This window comes from Gymnodinialimonas phycosphaerae, assembly GCF_019195455.1.
In the GTDB taxonomy this organism is placed as follows: domain Bacteria; phylum Pseudomonadota; class Alphaproteobacteria; order Rhodobacterales; family Rhodobacteraceae; genus Gymnodinialimonas; species Gymnodinialimonas phycosphaerae.
Genome location: NZ_JAIMBW010000001.1, coordinates 2,191,673 through 2,209,586 on the forward strand (window position 1 = coordinate 2,191,673; position 17,914 = coordinate 2,209,586).

13 protein-coding genes are annotated in these 17,914 nt (G+C 66.0%); 6 read left to right on the forward strand and 7 right to left on the reverse strand.

Going from position 1 to position 17,914, the window contains the following annotated elements:
* Position 1 precedes the first annotated feature (1 nt).
* On the forward strand, positions 2-2,398 hold the full coding sequence (gene hrpB, locus KUL25_RS10880) for an ATP-dependent helicase HrpB (protein ID WP_257892955.1): 2,397 nt from the start codon (positions 2-4) through the stop codon (positions 2,396-2,398).
* Between the two features lie 23 nt (positions 2,399-2,421).
* On the opposite strand, the gene KUL25_RS10885 is transcribed toward hrpB, so the two are convergent.
* The 4 genes from KUL25_RS10885 to truA all read right to left on the reverse strand — a co-directional run bounded on the left by KUL25_RS10885 (position 2,422) and on the right by truA (position 8,793).
* Entirely contained in the window at positions 2,422-3,516 is a 1,095-nt protein-coding gene (locus KUL25_RS10885; protein ID WP_257892956.1) for a DUF2235 domain-containing protein, read from the reverse strand.
* Positions 3,491-5,797, reverse strand: coding sequence for a xanthine dehydrogenase family protein molybdopterin-binding subunit (locus KUL25_RS10890; protein WP_257892957.1), 2,307 nt, complete (start codon positions 5,795-5,797; stop codon positions 3,491-3,493). The genes KUL25_RS10885 and KUL25_RS10890 overlap by 26 nt, the downstream gene beginning before the upstream one ends.
* 78 nt (positions 5,798-5,875) lie before the next feature.
* Positions 5,876-8,011: a selenide, water dikinase SelD gene (gene selD, locus KUL25_RS10895; protein WP_257892958.1), complete on the reverse strand. Its 2,136-nt coding sequence runs from the start codon at positions 8,009-8,011 to the stop codon at positions 5,876-5,878.
* Positions 8,008-8,793, reverse strand: a complete 786-nt coding sequence (gene truA, locus KUL25_RS10900; protein WP_257892959.1) for a tRNA pseudouridine(38-40) synthase TruA — start codon at positions 8,791-8,793, stop codon at positions 8,008-8,010. Before truA ends, selD begins: the two co-directional genes overlap by 4 nt.
* A gap of 113 nt (positions 8,794-8,906) precedes the next feature.
* Here truA and KUL25_RS10905 point away from each other — a divergent pair, with 113 nt between their 5' ends.
* From KUL25_RS10905 to KUL25_RS10915, 3 genes are read left to right on the forward strand one after another with little or no spacing between them, the layout of a single operon-like run.
* The gene (locus tag KUL25_RS10905; RefSeq protein ID WP_257892960.1) at positions 8,907-10,319 is read left to right on the forward strand and encodes a YcjX family GTP-binding protein; all 1,413 of its coding nucleotides are present in this window, start codon (positions 8,907-8,909) and stop codon (positions 10,317-10,319) included.
* Positions 10,320-10,331: 12 nt separating this feature from the next.
* The gene (locus KUL25_RS10910; protein WP_257892961.1) at positions 10,332-11,336 is read left to right on the forward strand and encodes a YcjF family protein; all 1,005 of its coding nucleotides are present in this window, start codon (positions 10,332-10,334) and stop codon (positions 11,334-11,336) included.
* A 30-nt stretch (positions 11,337-11,366) separates the two neighbouring features.
* Positions 11,367-12,335: a DMT family transporter gene (locus KUL25_RS10915; RefSeq protein ID WP_257892962.1), complete on the forward strand. Its 969-nt coding sequence runs from the start codon at positions 11,367-11,369 to the stop codon at positions 12,333-12,335.
* On the opposite strand, the gene KUL25_RS10920 is transcribed toward KUL25_RS10915, so the two are convergent.
* Both KUL25_RS10920 and KUL25_RS10925 read right to left on the reverse strand, forming a co-directional pair.
* Positions 12,262-12,867, reverse strand: coding sequence for an FAD-dependent oxidoreductase (locus tag KUL25_RS10920; protein ID WP_257892963.1), 606 nt, complete (start codon positions 12,865-12,867; stop codon positions 12,262-12,264). The two genes, KUL25_RS10915 and KUL25_RS10920, sit on opposite strands and share 74 nt — an antisense overlap.
* On the reverse strand, positions 12,860-13,483 hold the full coding sequence (locus KUL25_RS10925; protein ID WP_257892964.1) for an FAD-dependent oxidoreductase: 624 nt from the start codon (positions 13,481-13,483) through the stop codon (positions 12,860-12,862). The genes KUL25_RS10920 and KUL25_RS10925 overlap by 8 nt, the downstream gene beginning before the upstream one ends.
* A 129-nt stretch (positions 13,484-13,612) precedes the next feature.
* On the opposite strand from KUL25_RS10925, the gene KUL25_RS10930 reads away from it, so the two are divergent.
* Positions 13,613-13,915: a hypothetical protein gene (locus KUL25_RS10930; protein WP_257892965.1), complete on the forward strand. Its 303-nt coding sequence runs from the start codon at positions 13,613-13,615 to the stop codon at positions 13,913-13,915.
* A gap of 267 nt (positions 13,916-14,182) precedes the next feature.
* Complete coding sequence (gene ileS / locus KUL25_RS10935; RefSeq protein ID WP_257892966.1) at positions 14,183-17,101, forward strand: isoleucine--tRNA ligase; 2,919 nt, start codon at positions 14,183-14,185, stop codon at positions 17,099-17,101.
* Positions 17,102-17,145: 44 nt separating this feature from the next.
* Here the strand turns inward: ileS and KUL25_RS10940 are convergent, their stop codons facing one another.
* The gene (locus KUL25_RS10940; protein ID WP_257892967.1) at positions 17,146-17,823 is read right to left on the reverse strand and encodes a hypothetical protein; all 678 of its coding nucleotides are present in this window, start codon (positions 17,821-17,823) and stop codon (positions 17,146-17,148) included.
* Positions 17,824-17,914: the final 91 nt, after the last annotated feature.

The window sequence follows — 17,914 nt, forward strand, 5'->3', positions numbered from 1 at the left end:
CATGCACTTGCCCATCGACGCCATCCTTCCCGAACTGGTCGCAGCCCTGCGCGCGCAGGGACGCGCCGTCTTGCAAGCCCCCCCGGGCGCGGGCAAGACCACACGGGTGCCCTTGGCATTGCTGCCCGAGGTCACGGGCAAGATCCTGATGCTGGAGCCCCGCCGCCTTGCCACCCGCGCAGCGGCAGAGCGCATGGCGCAGACCTTGGGCGAGGACGTGGGCGCAACCGTCGGCTACCGCGTGCGCGGCGATAGCGCCGTGGGCCCCGACACGCGGATCGAGGTGGTGACCGAGGGCATCCTGACACGGATGTTGCAGGACAACCCGGAATTACCGGGCGTCGGCGCGGTGATCTTCGATGAGTTCCACGAACGGTCGTTGAACGCGGACCTGGGTTTGGCACTGACCTGGGAGGTACGCGGCGCCTTGCGAGATGACCTGTGGCTGGTGGTCATGTCCGCGACATTGGACGCGGGGCCCGTGGCCGCCTTGCTGGACGATGCGCCGCTTGTCTCGTCCGAGGGGCGGGCCTTCCCGGTCGAGACGCGGTGGCTGTCCAAGCCCCCCCACCGCGACACGCGGTTCGAGGCCTCGGTCGCCGATCTGGTCGTGCTGGCCATGGAAGAGGTCGCGGGCGGCTGCCTTGTGTTCCTGCCCGGAGAGGGCGAGATTCGCCGGGTCGAGGGCGCGTTGCAGGGCCGTTTGCCGAAGGACGTTGTCATCCGGCCCCTGTTCGGGGCGATGAAGCTGGCCGACCAGCGCGCGGCGATCCGGCCCGAGGGCGCGGGTCGCAAACTGGTGCTTGCCACGTCCATTGCCGAAACCTCCCTGACCATCGAAGACGTCCGCGTCGTGGTCGATGCGGGGCGCGCCCGGCGGGCGCGGTTCGACCCCGACTCTGGCATGGCGCGGCTGGTGACAGAGCCGGTCAGCCGGGCCGAAGCCGATCAGCGCCGGGGCCGCGCGGGCCGTGTGGCGGCGGGCGTATGTTACCGGATGTGGACCAAAGGGGCCGAGGGCGCCCTGCCCGCCTTTCCCCCCGCCGAGATCGAGGCCGCGGATCTGACCTCGCTGGCGCTGGAGCTAGCGCTTTGGGGCAACGCGGACGGGCTGGCATTTCTGACGCCGCCGCCCGAGGGCGCGCTGGGGGAAGCGCGGGCCTTGTTGCAAGCGTTGGGGGCCCTCGACGGCCGCACGATCACGCCCCACGGCCGCAAGCTGGCGCGCCTGCCCCTGCACCCGCGTCTGGCGCACATGGTGACCCAAGGCGGCCCCGGCGCGGCGCGGCTTGCGGCACTGATGGCCGAGCGTGATCCGCTCAGGGGGGTGGGAGCGGATTTGACCCTGCGCTTACGGGCATTGGACACGCGAGACGGCGATGCGGGCGTTTTGGCCCGCGTGCGTCAAGACGCCAAGCGGTTAAAACGGTTTGAAGGCGGCGCGCAGCAAAGCGTCGGTGCGCAGGCCGCGTTGGCCTATCCCGACCGTATCGGCCTGCGCCGCGCAGGCGACCAGCCGCGCTATGTCCTTTCGGGCGGGAAAGGGGCCGTGCTGTCCGATGGCGATGGGCTAAGCGGGGCGCGCCTGATCGTGGCGACGGATCTGGATGGCAACCCGCGCGAAGCGCGCGTGCGACTGGGGGTTGAGGTCTCGGAGAATGATCTGCGCAGGCTTTACGCCGACCAGATCGGCTGGCACGACGTTTGCCAATGGTCCAAGCGCCACCGCCGGGTGGAAACCCGCCAGCAAGAGCGCTTTGGCGCGCTGGTTCTGGCGGACCGGGCATGGAAGGACGCCCCCGCAGATGCGATGATCGGGGCCGCGATGGACGGCATCCGCGACCTTGGGATCGCGGCACTTGGCTGGTCCAAAAGCGCGCGTCTGTTGCGGGCGCGGGTGGCTTATTCGGGCGTCGCGGATGTGTCGGACGAGGCGCTTGCCGACGCGCTGTCCGATTGGGCGGCCCCCTTCCTTTCCGGTGTTCGGTCGGCGGCCGACCTGGCGCGCTTCGATCCGGCCCCGGCCCTTGAGGCGTGGCTTGGCTGGGACGCCTTGCAGGAGGTCAACCGCCTCGCCCCGGAAGTCTGGACGACGCCGATGAACCGTCGGATTGCAATCGATTATTCAGGCGATGCGCCCGAGGTCGCGTTGCGCCTGCAGGAGGTCTTCGGAACAACTAAGCATCCCTTGATCGGCCCCGACAGACTGCCCCTGAAGGTCACGCTTCTGTCGCCAGCGCAACGGCCCGTGCAAGTCACGACCGACTTGCCGGGCTTCTGGGATGGCTCTTACGCCGATGTCCGCAAGGACATGCGCGCCCGCTACCCGCGCCACCCCTGGCCCGAGGACCCGCGGGAGGCAGATCCGACGCTGCGCGTGAAGCCGCGCGGCACCTAGGGCCAAAACGATGCGCAGTCTTTTCAGTTAAGGGCGGTTTCGAGGTCCACAAGCTCGATGCCCCGCGCCTTTGCCCATGCCGCCGCGCTGGGGTGCAGCACCTCGGATGCGTCGCGCCCCACCTCGCGGCGACGACGTTCCCAGAAAAACTTCCCGAACCCGGTGAAATTACCCACCGATGGCGCATCTGGATCGGCCGGAAACCGGGCGCGCCAATCGGGCGGCAGCCGCAGGCCGGTCGCTTCTGCCTCCTCCAGCATCCACGTCAGGGCCACATTCGCACGGGGCCGCGCCTCGGCGCGTCCGTTCAACTGCCCGCCAATGTCGCCATGGCTGCCCTTGAACCACATCTGCACCACGCTTTGCCCCGGCTCGGCCCCGGAGGTATCCCAAAGGATCGGCCTATAGGCGACCCGCGTTTCATCCAGCGCCAGCGCCTGGCGGGCTACCTCGATATGCGGCCCGAGGGTATGGGTGTGGTAGGGGTGAGGCAGCGGCAGGAAACGCCACACCAACGGGTAACGGATGCCAAGCGCCCGCACGGTGTCGTAGATGCCCAGAAACGTGACCGGCACGTCGGCACGGCAATAGGCCGCCGTCATCTCTGCCACCGCTGTGCGATCACGGCCGGTGCGGTACAGTTCATAGATCTCTTCCACCCGCGCCTGGTTCAAGGCTTCAGGCCGCAGAAGCCCCATCTGGTCGATCAGCCCCCCAAGGGACCGGACCGCATAGGCCCCCCGTGAGTACCCCATGAGGATCACCCGATCACCGGGCCGATAGGACGCCGACAGCCAGGCATAGGCACGGCAGATCTGGCGGTTGATGCCGATGCCTGCCATGACCTCGTGGGCGCGGCGCAGGCCGCGCCACTGGATACCGGGCTCATAGTAGATCCGCACGCCTGCGTCGCGGGGCAGATCCATCAACAGGCGGTAGGTCAGCCCGATGTTGGTCTCATCCCCCGGCGCAAGCGACGACATCGTGCCGTCCAGAAGGATCACATGGGTGCAGATCTCCTGCGGGGTGGGCGCGGGCTCCGGTGCTTGGCGAAAGCCGCCAAACACGCGGGGCAGCCAGCCCCATATGCCGTCACTGCGCGGCAATGGGCACCTCATCCGGGGCGTCTTGCAACATCCCCCAAACCCGCGACGGCGTGAAGGGCATGTCCACCTGCCGCACGCCCAGGGGCCACAGCGCATCCTGCACCCCGTTGGCCACAGCCCCAAGGGCACCGACGGTTCCGGCTTCGCCACAGCCCTTCATGCCAAGCACGTTCGCCGTCGAGGGGATCACCTCTGTATGGAAGCCGATCATCGGGACATCGTCGGCGCGCGGCATGCCGTAATCCATGAAGGTCGCAGTCAGAAGCTGGCCGTCTTCGTCGAAGACCGTGTGTTCCATGAGTGCCTGCCCGATGCCCTGGGCCACGCCACCGTGGACTTGCCCTTCGGCCAGCATCGGGTTCATCAGGATGCCGAAATCGTCGGCCACGGTATAGCGGTCCACGCGGGTCTCTCCGGTGTCGCGGTCAATCACCACCTCTGCAATATGGCATCCGTTGGGGTAGGAGCGGCCGGGCAGCGTCGTCGTCTCTGACGCGCGGGCCAGCTCCGCACGGCCCGCAGACCTGGCCCGCGCGGCCGCTTCCAGCAACGTCACCACGACGTTCGAGCCGGGCGCGCGGAATACGCCCTCCTCTGCGTCGAAACTGATGTCGCGGGCGTCCATGTCATCCTCCAAAAACGCGGCTAACCCCGAGATTAACACATCCGCCGTCGCGCGCATCGCCGTTCCCTGCGTTGTGACCGAGCGTGATCCGCCGGTCCCACCGCCGTGGGCGATCCGGTCGCTGTCACCTTGGACGACCTCGATCTGATCGAACGGCAGCCCGGTCTGATCGTGCAGGATCTGGCGATAGACCGTTTCGTGGCCCTGCCCGTTGGACTGGGTGCCGACGTAAAGCGTGGCGCCCTTGTCGGTCAATTCCACCGTCGCGGTTTCCTCGGGCGAGCCGAGGATGCTTTCGATGTAGAACGCCACGCCTAGGCCGCGCAGCTTGCCTTGCGCCGCGTCCGCCGCTCGCCGCGCCGCGAAGCCTGCGACATCGGCCTCGGCCTCGGCGCGGGTCATCACACGGGCAAATTCGCCCACGTCATAAAGCTCTCCGGTGGCCGAGGTGTAGGGGAAGGCGTCAGGGGCGATGAAGTTCTTGCGGCGCAGTTCCAGCGGGTCCACGCCCAACTGGCGTGCGGCGAAATCCATCACCCGCTCTAGCGCATAGATCGCCTCGGGTCGGCCCGCGCCCCGGTAGGCATCGACCTGCGTGGTGTTGGTGAACACGCCCCGGTTGCGGAAGTGCGTGACCTGCACATCATAGGCCCCGGCCAGAACCTTGGAAAACAGCGCCGATTGGATGCCTTGCCCGAATTCCGAGTTATACGCCCCCATGTTCGACAGGCTATCGACCTTGTAAGCGGTGATCTTGTGGTCGGCATCAAAGCCAAGCGTACAGGTCACGCTAAGGTCGCGGCCCGCGTTGTCGGACAGCATCGCCTCCGTGCGCTCCGCCATCCAGCGGACGGGGCGGCCAAGCTGCCTGGTGGCAAGCGCCACCAGCAGATATTCGGGATAGCCCATCGCCTTCATGCCGAAACCGCCGCCGACGTCGGGGTTGGTGACGCGGATCTGGCCCGCGTCCATCCCCAGCAGTTTGGCGAGGTCCTTCTTGATCCCCCAAACGCCCTGCCCGTTCACGGCCAGATGCAGGCGGTCGCCCTCCATTTCCGCGAAACAGCCACGCGGCTCCATCGAGTTCACGATGACACGGTTATCGTAACTGGTCAGCGTCACGACATGGGCGGAGGCCGCGAGGGCGGCATCGGTCGCAGTTTCATCCCCCATGGCGAAGTCGTAGACGACGTTATCGGGGGCACTTTCGTGGATCACCGGGCCACCGGGGGTGATGTCAAGCTTCACCGGCAGGTCATCGACGTCCAGCACGATCATCTCGGCGGCGTCCTTCGCTTGTTGCGGCGTCTCGGCCACGATGAAGGCCAGCGCATCGCCCACGAACCGCACGCGCCCCTCGGCCAGGATTGGACGCGGGGCGGCGTTGCCCTTGGTGCCGTCCTGATTGTCGGCTCGGAAGAAGCGCATCGCATTTTTCACGCCCGCCTCTGCGAGATCGGCGGCGGTCATCACGGCGTGGACGCCGGGGGCCGCGCGGGCCTCATCCACGTCCAACCCGGTGATCGCACCATGGGCCATGGTTGCGCGCAGGACATAGCCGTGCAGCGCGCCTGCGGGCGCGATGTCATCCACATAGCCCCCCGCCCCGGTCAGGAAGCGGGTGTCTTCAACGCGGGTCACGGATTGGCTGGAGCCGAATTTCGACATCTGGCAAGCCTTTCTAAAGAGGTCATGGGTTTGGGGAACCTTAGGCCCAAGGGCGGCAGTGTCCAGAGGCCACCGTGCCTAGCTGAACCGCAGGCCCGGACGGTCGGTGATCTCACCAATGCGGATGGCGCCGGGGATCGCGTCGGCCTGCTTCGCGGGCATGGCCGCCAGCAGCCCCCCCGCTGTTTGCGGATCGAACATCAGGTCGGCCAGTGGGGTGTCCGGGACCTCGCAAAGGATCGACGCCCGGTTCTGGGCCCAAAGGCTCGACCGGATGCCTTGCGCCGCCAAGGGGTGGGCACCGGCCAGCAGTGGCACGGCATCCAGTACGATATCCGCGCCGACGCTAGAGGCCGCGCAGATATTGCCAAGGTGCCCCGCAAGGCCGAACCCCGTCACGTCAGTCATCGCATGGGCCAAGGGCGCCAACGCCCGTGCTACCTCGCCCGAGGGCCGCGTCATGGCCTTCCAGCAGGCAAGGACATCCTCGCCATGGGCCTTCGTCTGCATTTCGGCGGCCAGGACCACGCCGGTGCCGATCGGCTTCGTCAGGACCAGCGCGTCCCCGGGCTTGGCGCCCTCCAGCGTGATCGGATCGCGCTGTAACAGCCCCGTAACCGTGAACCCCACGGTCAACTCCGTCCCGCCCGAAGAATGCCCGCCGACGATGGCCACGCCTTCAGCCGCAAAGATTTCTCCGGCGGCCTGCATCACCTCATCCAGCCATTTGCCCTGCAACCGCGCCGCCATGCGTGGCAGGATCACCTGTGCCAACGCCGCTTGCGGCGCGGCCCCCATGGCCCAGATGTCGCCCAAGGCGTGAACCGCTGCCGCCTTGGCGACCAAAGCCGGATCCAGGGCGAAACCGCGCAGGTGATCCGTGCTGATCACTTGCCGTGCGCCCCCCATGTGCAAAACCGCTGCATCATCCCCTGCAACCGCACTCACATCGTCGCGCGAAGCGCCATGGGCCTGCGCAAGCACGCCTGAAAGCGCGCCGGAGGCAAGCTTGGCCCCGCATCCGCCGCAGAGGGCGGGTCCGGCCATTTCAGCCGCGACGCCCTTGGCAGCGCCACGCGGCGCGGTTGGCACAGGCATGTCAGGCAGGTGCCGAAACTTGTCCATGAATTTCTGGTCGATGCGGTTCTTTAACTTCCACATCACGGGGCCAGAGAGGGCGAAGCCCGATTTTTCGGCCAACGCAACCTGCCCGCCAAGGGACACCAGTTTCAGGAAATCCTTCTGGGGATGGAACGCCTTGCGCTGCAATCCCAACAGATCCGCCCGGATGTTGTGGGCCAGAACGGGCGCCGCGCGCACCGCATAAACGCCCGCCTTGGGGCGTGGGTCATGCACCAGATGCACGCAATCGCCCGCCCCATAGATCGTGGGATCCGCCGGTGAGCGCAGGTATTCATCCACCTCCAGAAAGCCATCCTTGCAAGGCAGCCCGCTTTCGGCGACCCAGGGCTGGGGCGTGGCCCCTGCTGTGCCGATTGTCAGGTCCGAGGCGATCCGCCGCCCGTCCTCCAACACCACCGCCGCATCTTCCACCGAGGCAATCGCCGTGCCTTCGACCAGTCTGACGTCATGGTCTGCGAGCGCCGCCAGCAATGTCTTGCGCGCAGAGGGGACGACGGACGACAGCACCTCGCCCCGGTCGATCACGCTGACGGAAACCTCCCGACCCAGCACGCGCATCCGGTGCACAGCGGCCATGGCCACCTCGCATCCTGCAACGCCGCCGCCGATGACCGCGATCGTGATCGCGCCCTCCCCGGCGCAGGTCGCGGCCCAGATGTCCGCGAATTTGCCCAAAGGCTTCGCCGCAATCCCACGTTCCGCAAATCCGGGCAGCGACGGCATCTCGGAGGTGATCCCCACATCGAGCGACATGATGTCGTAGGGCACCGCGCGGCCCGAGGCCAAGCGCACGACCTTCGCCCCTGCATCAATCGCCACGGCCCGGTCGATCAACAGCCGCGCACCGGCAAAGCGCGCCAGCCGCACCAGATCGATATCCAGATCCTCGCGGGCGTAGTGCCCCGCCAGATGCCCCGGCAACATCCCGGAATAGGGTGCCGTCGCGCCGGGGTTGATTACCGTGACGCGCACCCCCGGCACCGGCTTCATCGCCCACTTTCGCAAGACCAGCGCATGGGTATGGCCGCCGCCGGCAAATACCAGCTCTTTGACGATGGGGATCGGATTCATCTGTCTCTCCAGCCGTCCGTGAACGGGTCCATGGGGTAGCCGACCCCGGTCATGTAAAGCCCCTCGGGCGGGGCGACGGTGCCACATTCCGCCCGGTCGCAGGCTTCCAGCGCGCGGCGCATGTCGTCTGGTGCCCATGCGCCCGATCCGACATGTTCCAGTGACCCAACGATGGAGCGCACCTGATTGTGCAGGAACGAACGCGCCTTGAGGTGAAAGCGAACCTCCTGGCCTGCCGACAAAGGCACGGCCTCGACCCATATCTCGTCCAGCGTTTTCACCGGAGAGTTCGCCTGGCAATGGGTCGCGCGGAAGGTGGTGAAGTCGTGCTTGCCAAGCAGGTGCCTTGCGCCCTCAGCCATGGCCGCCACGTCAAGGCCGCCGCGCAAGCCCCAAGCAAAACCCCTCTCATGGACCAACGGCGCGCGGCGGCAGATGATACGGTAGGTATAGCTGCGCCATGTGGCCTCGAACCGGGCGTGAAACGCCTCGGTCACCTGCGCGCAAGCGGTGATGGCCACCGGCGCGGGTTTGAGGTGGTAATTCAACGCCTCGGCCAGGCGAAACGGCTCCCACTCTCGCCGTAAATCGGCATGAACCACCTGCCCCAAGGCGTGCACGCCCGTGTCCGTGCGCCCCGCCGCAGCGATGCCGGGGACATCACTCTGCAACTTCGCCAAGGCCGCTTCCACCGTCCCTTGCACAGAGGGCAAGTCGGTCTGGCGCTGCCAGCCTTTGAACGGGCGGCCATCATATTCGATCTTGAAGGCATAGCGGGGCATGTTACGGGGCTAACCCAAGAAACTCTCCCCGTCCATTGGCCCTGACCAAGACTCGAAACCTTTGAGCGGAAAGCTTATGTCTGGGCAATCACAAGCGCGAGAGGATGCCCCCCTTGGTGATCGGAGCCATTGCAGACACCCTGGGACGGGGGATCGAAAGCGTGTCGGACACGGTGTCGGAGGCATTCTTCGAGCCGGTGATCCGTTTGGGCGTCACCGGGCTGGCGCGGTCCGGCAAGACGGTTTTCATCACCTCGTTGGTGGCCAACCTGTTGGACCGGGGCCGCATGGCGGGGCTGGAGGCCGCGTCCTCGGGCCGGATCGAGGCGGCATACCTGCAGCCGCAACCTGACGACACGGTGCCCCGCTTTGAATTCGAAAGCCATCTGGCCGCCATGACCGGCAAGACCCCGTTCTGGCCCGACAGCACGCGATCGGTGTCGGAATTGCGGGTATCCTTGCGGGTGCGGCCCAAGGGGCTGTTGTCGGGCCTGTCGGGCCCGCGCACGGTGCATCTGGATATCGTGGATTACCCCGGCGAATGGCTGTTGGACCTTGGCCTGCTGGAGCAGAGTTTCGCGCAGTGGTCGGCGGAGGCGCTGGCCAAGGCCCGCGCACGGACCGAAGGCGCAGGGTTCATCGCGCGGCTCGAAGCGCTGGACCCCTCGGCGAAGCTGGACGAGGCCACCGCCACCGATCTTGCCCGCGACTGGACGCGCTACCTGGTCGCCGCGCGCGAGGCGGGCTATTCCGACTGCACGCCCGGACGCTTCCTTCTGCCCGGCGATCTGGAAGGCTCGCCCGCTTTGACCTTTGCGCCCCTGCCAGACGGACCCGCGCCGCGCGGCAGCCTGGCGCGCGAATTCGCGCGGCGCTACGAGGCCTATAAATCCCAGGTCGTCAAACCCTTCTTCCGCGCGCATTTCGCACGGATCGACCGGCAGGTGGTGTTGGTGGATGCGCTGGGTGCCATCCACAACGGCCCCCCCGCGGTCGAGGACTTGCGGCAGGCCCTGTCGGGCATATTGGCAACCTTTCGCCCGGGACGGAACACGTTCCTGTCCTCGATTCTCGGCAAGCGGGTCGACAAGATCCTGTTCGCGGCGACGAAGGCGGATCATTTGTACCATGAACAGCACGGGCGCTTGCAGGCGATCATGGAGGCCCTGGTGGCTGATGCACGGGGCCGCGCGGATTTCTCGGGCGCGGCCACAGGCGCGATGGCAATCGCTGCGCTGCGCGCCACGGTGGAAGAGACGCGGCGCGTGGACGGCGCCGATTTGGGCGTGGTGCGCGGCGCGCTCCTGGAAGACGGACGCCAAGCGGCGCTGCATCCGGGCGATTTGCCGCTGGACCCCTCGGTTCTGCTGACGCCCGCCCGTGCCGGCGCCGAGGCTTGGTTGGACGGAGATTTCGGTGTCATGCGCTTTGCCCCTGCACCGCTGTCTTTGCGCGCTGGCGATGGGCCGCCGCACATCCGGCTGGACCGGGCGGCGGAATTCCTGATCGGGGATAAATTGCGATGAAAGGCAATGCCCATGACTGAGCGCAAAGGCCCCGTGCTGATCGAGTTGGATGAGGCCCCCGAGGCGGGGCCAGAGGCCGCGGCACCGGTACCGGATGCGGGCCTTGTCGCCCCCGATGGCCGCGCGATGCAGGTGGTCGCCACGTTGGGGGCCAAGCGCCCATCGCGGTTGGCGCGCTTCTTTTGGTCCGCGGTGCTTGGCCTGATCGGCTTCGCGGCCTCTTTGGCGGCATGGAATTTCGTAACAGGCCTATTGGCGGCGAACCCCATCCTGGGCTGGATCGCCTTCGGGCTGATCGCTGCCGTGCTGTTGGCGCTGGTGCTGATCGCACTGCGTGAATTGGCCGCGTTCTCCCGGCTTGGGCGGCTGGACCGGGTCCACCGCGCGGCGGAGGCGGCGCTGGCGGAGGGGGATCTGAAAGGCGCGCGGGCGGTCGTGGGGCAGCTTTCGGCGCTCTATGCCGGGCGGGCCGAACTACGTTTGGGGCGCGACACCCTGGACCGCCAGCGCGAAGACCTGTTTGACGCAGCCTCGCTTTTCGCGCTTGCCGAGGCTGAGGTCATGGCGTCGCTCGACCAGGCGGCCGCAGCTGAGATCGAGGCCGCCGCGCGGCAGGTCGCCACCGTGACAGCGTTGGTTCCCTTGGCGCTGGCCGACGTTGCCGTCGCGCTGACGGCCAACCTGCGCATGATCCGCCGCATCGCAGAGGTCTACGGCGGGCGCGCGGGCACCTTGGGAAGTTGGCGCCTGACACGGGCGGTGATGACGCACCTGGTGGCCACGGGGGCAGTGGCGATCGGTGACGATCTGTTGGGCTCGGCCCTGGGCGGCTCGGTCCTGTCCAAGCTGTCGCGCCGGTTCGGCGAGGGCGTGGTGAACGGTGCCCTGACCGCGCGCGTGGGCCTCGCCGCGATGGAGGTTTGCCGCCCACTGCCCTTTGGCAAGGGCCGACGTCCCAGCGTCACTGGCCTGATCCGCCGCGCCCTGACGGGGATCATCAGCAAGACAGAGGGCTGACAGCGCCCCGCGTCCGTGCCATGCAACCCCATGGGCACCCTGACACAGACACCTGATCGGCCGCTCCTTGGCATCTTGTTGATGGTCGGGTTCTGCGTCGTGATCCCCTTCTCGGACGCGCTGGCAAAGGTGTTGGGCGCGGACTTCCCTCTTTTGCAACTGGTGGTGGTCCGCTTCGCGACCCAGGCCATCCTGTTCGTACCTCTGGCCGTCTTGGCGGGCATCAACCTGTTCCCGTCGCGCCGCGTCTTGGGGCTGACGCTTCTGCGCGCCTGCCTGCAAATCGCGGGGCTCTTGCTGATGTTCTCGGCGCTGCGGGTGTTGCCGCTGGCCGACGCCGTGGCCATTGCCTTCGTCATGCCCTTCCTGATGCTGCTTCTGGGGCGGTTCTTCCTGGATGAAGAGGTCGGTCCCCGCCGCCTGATCGCTTGTGCGGTGGGCTTCATCGGCACGTTGATGGTCGTCCAACCCAGCTTTGCCGCGGTGGGGTGGGCCGCGCTGCTGCCCATCGGCGTGGCCTTTGCCTTCGCCTTCTTCATGCTGGTGACCCGCGCCATGTCGCGCGAGATCGACCCATTGGCCTTGCAGGGCGCGTCGGGCCTTGTCGCCCTGCCCCTGGTCGTGCCGTTCCTGTTTTTCCCGGTCGCCGATGTCGCCCCCCTGGCGGGCTGGGTCACGCCGCAGGGCGCGCAGGTCTGGCTGTTGGTGGCCCTTGGGATCTTCGGGTCCATCGGCCATTTGCTGATGACGTGGTCCCTGCGCTATGCCCCCTCGGCCACGCTCGCGCCGATGCAATACCTGGAGATCCCGGTCGCGACCCTGGTGGGCTTTGCGATGTTCAGTGATCTGCCCAATGGCTTGGCGGCGATGGGGATTGCGGTAACCATCGCCTCGGGCCTTTATATCGTGTTCCGTGAACGCGCGCTTAGCCGCGCTCTTGCGGCTGAAGCGGCGGCTCCCGCCGTGGACGCGGCGTCAAAGCAGGCATCGTCGGGATGATGTCGCCACACACGAGGCGGGTGAGAACGCGCGGCACCGGCCATGTCCGGCTGAGCGGCGCGAGGACATGGTCCCGGAGCATCGGCAAAACAGCGCTATCGGATTGATATTGCCGCGTAAACGCGGCGGAAAAGGCTTGGTAGAGCGCGACGTGATACCTACGGGCCTGGGCGTAGCGCCGCAGCCCCTCCTCGCCCCTTTTCGGGGCTCCTCGCAGCGCAAGTTGCAGCGCGCGGGCGTCCAGAAGCGCCATGTTGGCGCCTTGTCCAAGCTGGGGAGAGGCGCGGTGGGCGGCGTCTCCGATATGGACGAGGCCGTCGTCATAGGGCCTGCGCAACGCGCCGTGGGTATAGCGGGCGGCGGTGAAATCCTTGTGGGACAAGGTGTCGGGAAGGTACGCCGTGAAATCTGGCCAAAGCTGCGCGGCCTCGGCCCGCCAGTCGGCAAACGGGCGCGTGAAGTGGGCGTCTATGCCATCCACGGGCAGCGAATAGAAGATCGCGGCAAGGCGCTGCGCCGGCGCGTCAGCCATGGTGCCGACCGGCAGGATGCCGAGCATCCGGTTGGCTTTGCGATAGCGTTGGGTCAGGCGATCCTGCGCAAACGGCGCGTCCCTCGGCCAAGGGACGGTGGCCCAAACCGCCCCGTAGGACAGTGCGCGCGCACGCAGGGGGGGACAGGGCCGAGTTCGCACCAAGGGCATCCACGATCAAATCAAACGGGCCCTCGCGTTTGCCATTCACAACAAGGTATTGCCCGTCTCGGCCCGTGACCGGGCTGGAGGCCACAATCCGCGCCCCCGCCCCTTTGGCCGCCTGAAAAAGCGCGTTGAACAATGCGGCACGGTGAATGCCAAGACCCTGCCGGTCCGGCGTTTTGCCGTAGGCCACGGAGAGGACCGTTTTGCCGCTGTCGGCCTCATCCCCGAACATGTGCTGGATCGGCGCGCCGCGTGCCGCGACTTCCGCAGCGGCACCGCATGCGTCCAGCACGTCCATTCCGACGGGCTGGATCACAAGGCCAGACCCCACCGGACGGGGTGCCGCGAACCGATCGAACACCACGACCTCGTGGCCGTCCCTCGCCAAAAGTGCCGCCGCCGCGAGGCCGCCGATCCCGGCGCCTGCAATGCCAAGTGTCATCTTCATGAACTGCACCTTAGGGCGCGCTCCGCCTGCGCCCATGCGACCCGGCGTCCGGACGGCGGGAAACCCGCCTTGCGAAGGGAGCTGGGCATGTGTTGTCTTGGCACACCCCTTACTCTTTGGACCCTGACCATGAAATTTTCGGACCTCACCACACTTTCCAAACTTGCCATCGGGCTCGTGATTGCGGGCGCGATCGTCAGCTTCGAGATAACCAACACCAGCACGTCGGACGGTGTCTATACGTGCAGCTACATCGACTACGGCAAGGTCATCTTCGGCGGACTCGCGATCATGATCGGCGGTTTGGGAGAGGTCGCAGCCCTGCGACTGGGCGACACGCGCATTGCCAACCTGATCGCCTCGGGCGGGGCCTCGATGGCCGGTATCTTCCTTGTCCTGTTGGGCCTTGGTATTGTAGGCGGCTCCTGCTGAGGATCAGCTTTAATGGCCTACCGCGCTTGGCGCTACTTGAGGCAGGTTCCTTGGCCTACCACGCTTCGCGTTACTTGAGGCCCCTTTGACCTCTGCTGCGCGGGGCGCTATAGGGTTCCCATGACACGGCAATTCGGCATCATCATTCGAATTAGCACCCCGGCGCTCTGAGCAGAGACGCCGGGATTTTCGCGTCGTGTTGGGGCTTGAGCCTCCGCGTCGCCCTGCTACACCCCCTATGACATTCGAAAATGAGGAGCGCCCGACATGTGCGCCGACCAACCTACGCCCGTGGACTACAAGTCCACCTTGAACCTGCCCAAGACCGATTTCCCGATGCGCGCGGGCCTGCCCAAGCGCGAGCCCGAGTGGCTGGCCCGGTGGGAGAAGATGGGGATCTATGACCGTCTGCGCGCCAAGGAAGGCCGTCCCCCCTTCACGCTGCACGACGGCCCGCCCTATGCCAACGGCCACCTGCATATCGGCCACGCGCTCAACAAGATCCTCAAGGATATGGTCGTGCGCAGCCAGCAGATGCTGGGGCATGATGCGCGGTATATCCCCGGTTGGGACTGCCACGGCCTTCCGATCGAGTGGAAGATCGAAGAGCAATACCGCAAGAAGGGTCGCAACAAGGACGACGTCGATGTCGTCGACTTCCGCCAGGAATGCCGCAAGTTCGCCGAGGGCTGGGTCGATATCCAGCGCGAGGAGTTCAAGCGCCTTGGTGTGACCGGGAATTGGGAAAAGCCCTACCTGACGATGGATTTCCGCGCCGAGCGGATCATCGCGGAGGAATTCCAGAAGTTCCTGATGAACGGGACGCTCTATCAGGGCTCCAAGCCCGTGATGTGGTCGCCAGTGGAGCAGACGGCGCTGGCCGAGGCCGAAGTGGAATACCACGATAAAGACAGCTTCACGATCTGGGTGAAGTTCAAGGTTGCGGCAGCGAACGGCGACACGGGACTGGACGGCGCATATGTCGTCATCTGGACCACAACGCCTTGGACGATCCCCTCCAACAAGGCCGTCACCTTCGGGCGGGACACCGCCTACGGGCTATATGAAGTCACCGGCACGCCGGACGAATCCTGGGCATCGGTCGGTGATAGATACATCCTCGCCGACACCCGCGCGGGCGACGTCATGGCGCGTGCCCGGCTGGACGACGGCATGTGGACCCGCCTGCGCGACGTCACGACGGCCGAACTGGAAAGCATCACCCTCTCCCACCCCCTCGCCGGCGCTGAAAACGCGGGCGGCGAATGGGACGAGCCGCGCGATTTCCGCCATGGTGACTTCGTGTCTGACGAAGAAGGCACGGGCTTCGTCCACTGCGCGCCGTCCCACGGGATGGAGGAGTACGAGCTTTACCGTGACCTCGGCATGTTGGAGCAGGTGATCACCTACAACGTGATGGACGACGGCAGCTTCCGCAAAGATCTGCCGTTTTTCGGCGGCAAGTACATCCTTAACCGCAAGGGCGGCGAGGGCGACGCGAACAAGGCCGTGATTGACAAACTGGTAGAGGTCGGCGGGCTTCTGGCGCGCGGCAAGGTTCACCACAGCTACCCGCATTCGTGGCGCTCCAAGGCGCCGATCATCTACCGCAACACCCCACAGTGGTTCGCAGCAGTGGACAAACCGGTAGGCGATGGCCAGGACCAGTTCGGCAAGACCATCCGCGAGCGCGCACTTACCGAGATCGACAACGTCACTTGGACGCCGCCCTCGGGGCGCAACCGCCTCTATTCGATGATGGAAGCAAGGCCCGATTGGGTCCTGTCGCGCCAGCGCGCGTGGGGCGTGCCACTGACGTGTTTCACCAAGAAGGGCGCACTGCCCACGGACCCGGATTACCTGCTGCGCAATGAGGCCGTGAACGCTCGCGTACTGGAGGCGTTCGAGGCCGAGGGCGCGGACGCGTGGTACAAACCCGGCGCGAAAGAGCGGTTCCTGGGCAATGACGTGGACCCGGACGCCTATACACAGGTCTTTGATATCCTTGACGTTTGGTTTGACTCAGGCTCCACCCATGCCTTCGTTCTGCGCGACCGTGAGGACGGGTCCGAGGATGGCATCGCAGATCTGTACCTGGAAGGCACGGACCAGCATCGCGGCTGGTTCCACTCTTCCTTGTTGCAATCGGTGGGCACCCAAGGCCGCGCGCCGTACCGGGGCGTACTGACCCACGGCTTCACGCTGGATGAGAAGGGCATGAAGATGTCCAAGTCCATCGGCAACACCATCGAACCCGACAAGATCGTCAAGCAATACGGTGCCGATATCCTGCGCCTGTGGGTGGCACAGACCGACTACACCAACGACCAACGCATCGGCGATGAGATCTTGAAAGGCACCGCCGACAGCTATCGACGACTGCGCAACACGATGCGGTTCATGCTTGGCTCGCTTGCTGATTTCAGCGAAGCGGACCGCGTGGAACCAACGGAAATGCCCGAGTTGGAGCGTTGGATTTTGCACCGCCTGACCGAGTTGGACGCCGTCGTGCGCGACGGCTACGCGAAGTATGACTTCCAGGGCGTGTTTCAGGCGGTCTTCACCTTCGCCACCACGGACCTGTCGGCCTTCTACTTCGATATCCGCAAGGATGCCTTGTATTGCGATGGCGATACAGACCGCCGCCGCGCCGCGCGGACGGTGTTGGACATCCTGTTCCATCGCCTGACGACATGGCTCGCGCCGGTACTGGTGTTCACGATGGAAGAGGTCTGGCTGGAACGGTTCCCGGGCGACGCCTCCTCGATCCACCTGGAAGACATCCCCGAGACGCCCAACGCGTGGCGAGACGCGGATTTAGCCGCGAAGTGGGCCAAGGTTCGCGCCGCGCGGCGGGTGGTTACCTCGGCCCTGGAAATCCAGCGCCGGGACAAGGTCATCGGCGCGTCGCTGGAGGCCGCGCCCGTGGTTCACGCCCGCGACGCAGAGGTGCTTGCAGCGTTGAAGACGGTGCCATTTGACGACATCACGATCACGTCGGACATCGCGCTGACGGGCGATCCTATCCCGGCCGAGGCCTTCCGCATGCCAGAAGTCGAAGGCATCGGGGTCGTGTTCGAAAAAGCCAACGGCGCGAAATGCCAGCGCTGCTGGAAGATCCTGCCGGACGTGGGCCACCACGCCCACGCGGGGGTTTGCGGGCGCTGCAACGACGCGCTTGGGTAGATGCGAAATGCGGCGGGGGATGTTCCCCGCCGCAGCCTTTGCGCCTACAGGAGATGGTGCCAAAGCGCCTTTGGAAGCTGTTTGTCGGCTGGCGGCTTGGGGGTGTCATCGGTCCACGACGGCACCTCGTAGTAAGCCTCCTCTCCTGCGGCCAGATCCAGGATCGCGAAAGTGTGGTTGTAGAGGTGGCCGCCACAGCCGTCGCCGTTGGTGGCCTGGGGCACCAGCAATTCGACCGGTGGCGCGATCGGATCGACATCCGTCTTATGCACGATCCAAGGGGCAACCATGCCCTCCACCCCGGGGTGCGGATCGTAGCGTGGGTCGGGCGCGCGGTAGGTCTTTTCGCGCGCGGAGCCGCTCAGAAGTTGCCCACGCTTGAGGGTCGGCAAGGTGCTAGCGCCCGGGACGGGAATGGTCCGCTTCGGGCGGAAGGGGATGAACCAATGGGCATGCCCCCAAAGCCAGAGGTCAATGCGGTCGAAGTAGGTCTCATTGGTATTGGGGATCTGTTCGTTGAAGGCATCCACGAAATGGCGATTGAAGTATCCGTAGCCGTTGGGGTCCCCTCGGGCATGGCCGTTGATCTCATGATCCACGGCGATCATTTGGTGGTGGGTCATGAAAATCGTCTTGCCCGTGAACCCCGCGATATGGGCGCGGTGCCAATCGATCTCGGTCTGGTCGAGGGTGGGGGAAGAGGCATGGTCGATGCATCCCAATCCACTGTCAGCGCCCAGGAACTGGTATTTGCCATCATCGCTGCGCAGACAGAAGAAGCTTGCCTGTTGATTCCAATCCGACCGCGGGCCG

Coding starts and splice junctions, on each gene's coding strand:
- hrpB (WP_257892955.1), top strand. CDS start 2: ATGCACTTGCCCATCGACGCCATCCTTCCCGAACTGGTCGCAGCCCTG.
- KUL25_RS10885 (WP_257892956.1), bottom strand. CDS start 3,516: ATGAGGTGCCCATTGCCGCGCAGTGACGGCATATGGGGCTGGCTGCCC.
- KUL25_RS10890 (WP_257892957.1), bottom strand. CDS start 5,797: ATGTCGAAATTCGGCTCCAGCCAATCCGTGACCCGCGTTGAAGACACC.
- selD (WP_257892958.1), bottom strand. CDS start 8,011: ATGAATCCGATCCCCATCGTCAAAGAGCTGGTATTTGCCGGCGGCGGC.
- truA (WP_257892959.1), bottom strand. CDS start 8,793: ATGCCCCGCTATGCCTTCAAGATCGAATATGATGGCCGCCCGTTCAAA.
- KUL25_RS10910 (WP_257892961.1), top strand. CDS start 10,332: ATGACTGAGCGCAAAGGCCCCGTGCTGATCGAGTTGGATGAGGCCCCC.
- KUL25_RS10915 (WP_257892962.1), top strand. CDS start 11,367: ATGGGCACCCTGACACAGACACCTGATCGGCCGCTCCTTGGCATCTTG.
- KUL25_RS10920 (WP_257892963.1), bottom strand. CDS start 12,867: ATGGCTGACGCGCCGGCGCAGCGCCTTGCCGCGATCTTCTATTCGCTG.
- KUL25_RS10925 (WP_257892964.1), bottom strand. CDS start 13,483: ATGAAGATGACACTTGGCATTGCAGGCGCCGGGATCGGCGGCCTCGCG.
- KUL25_RS10930 (WP_257892965.1), top strand. CDS start 13,613: ATGAAATTTTCGGACCTCACCACACTTTCCAAACTTGCCATCGGGCTC.
- ileS (WP_257892966.1), top strand. CDS start 14,183: ATGTGCGCCGACCAACCTACGCCCGTGGACTACAAGTCCACCTTGAAC.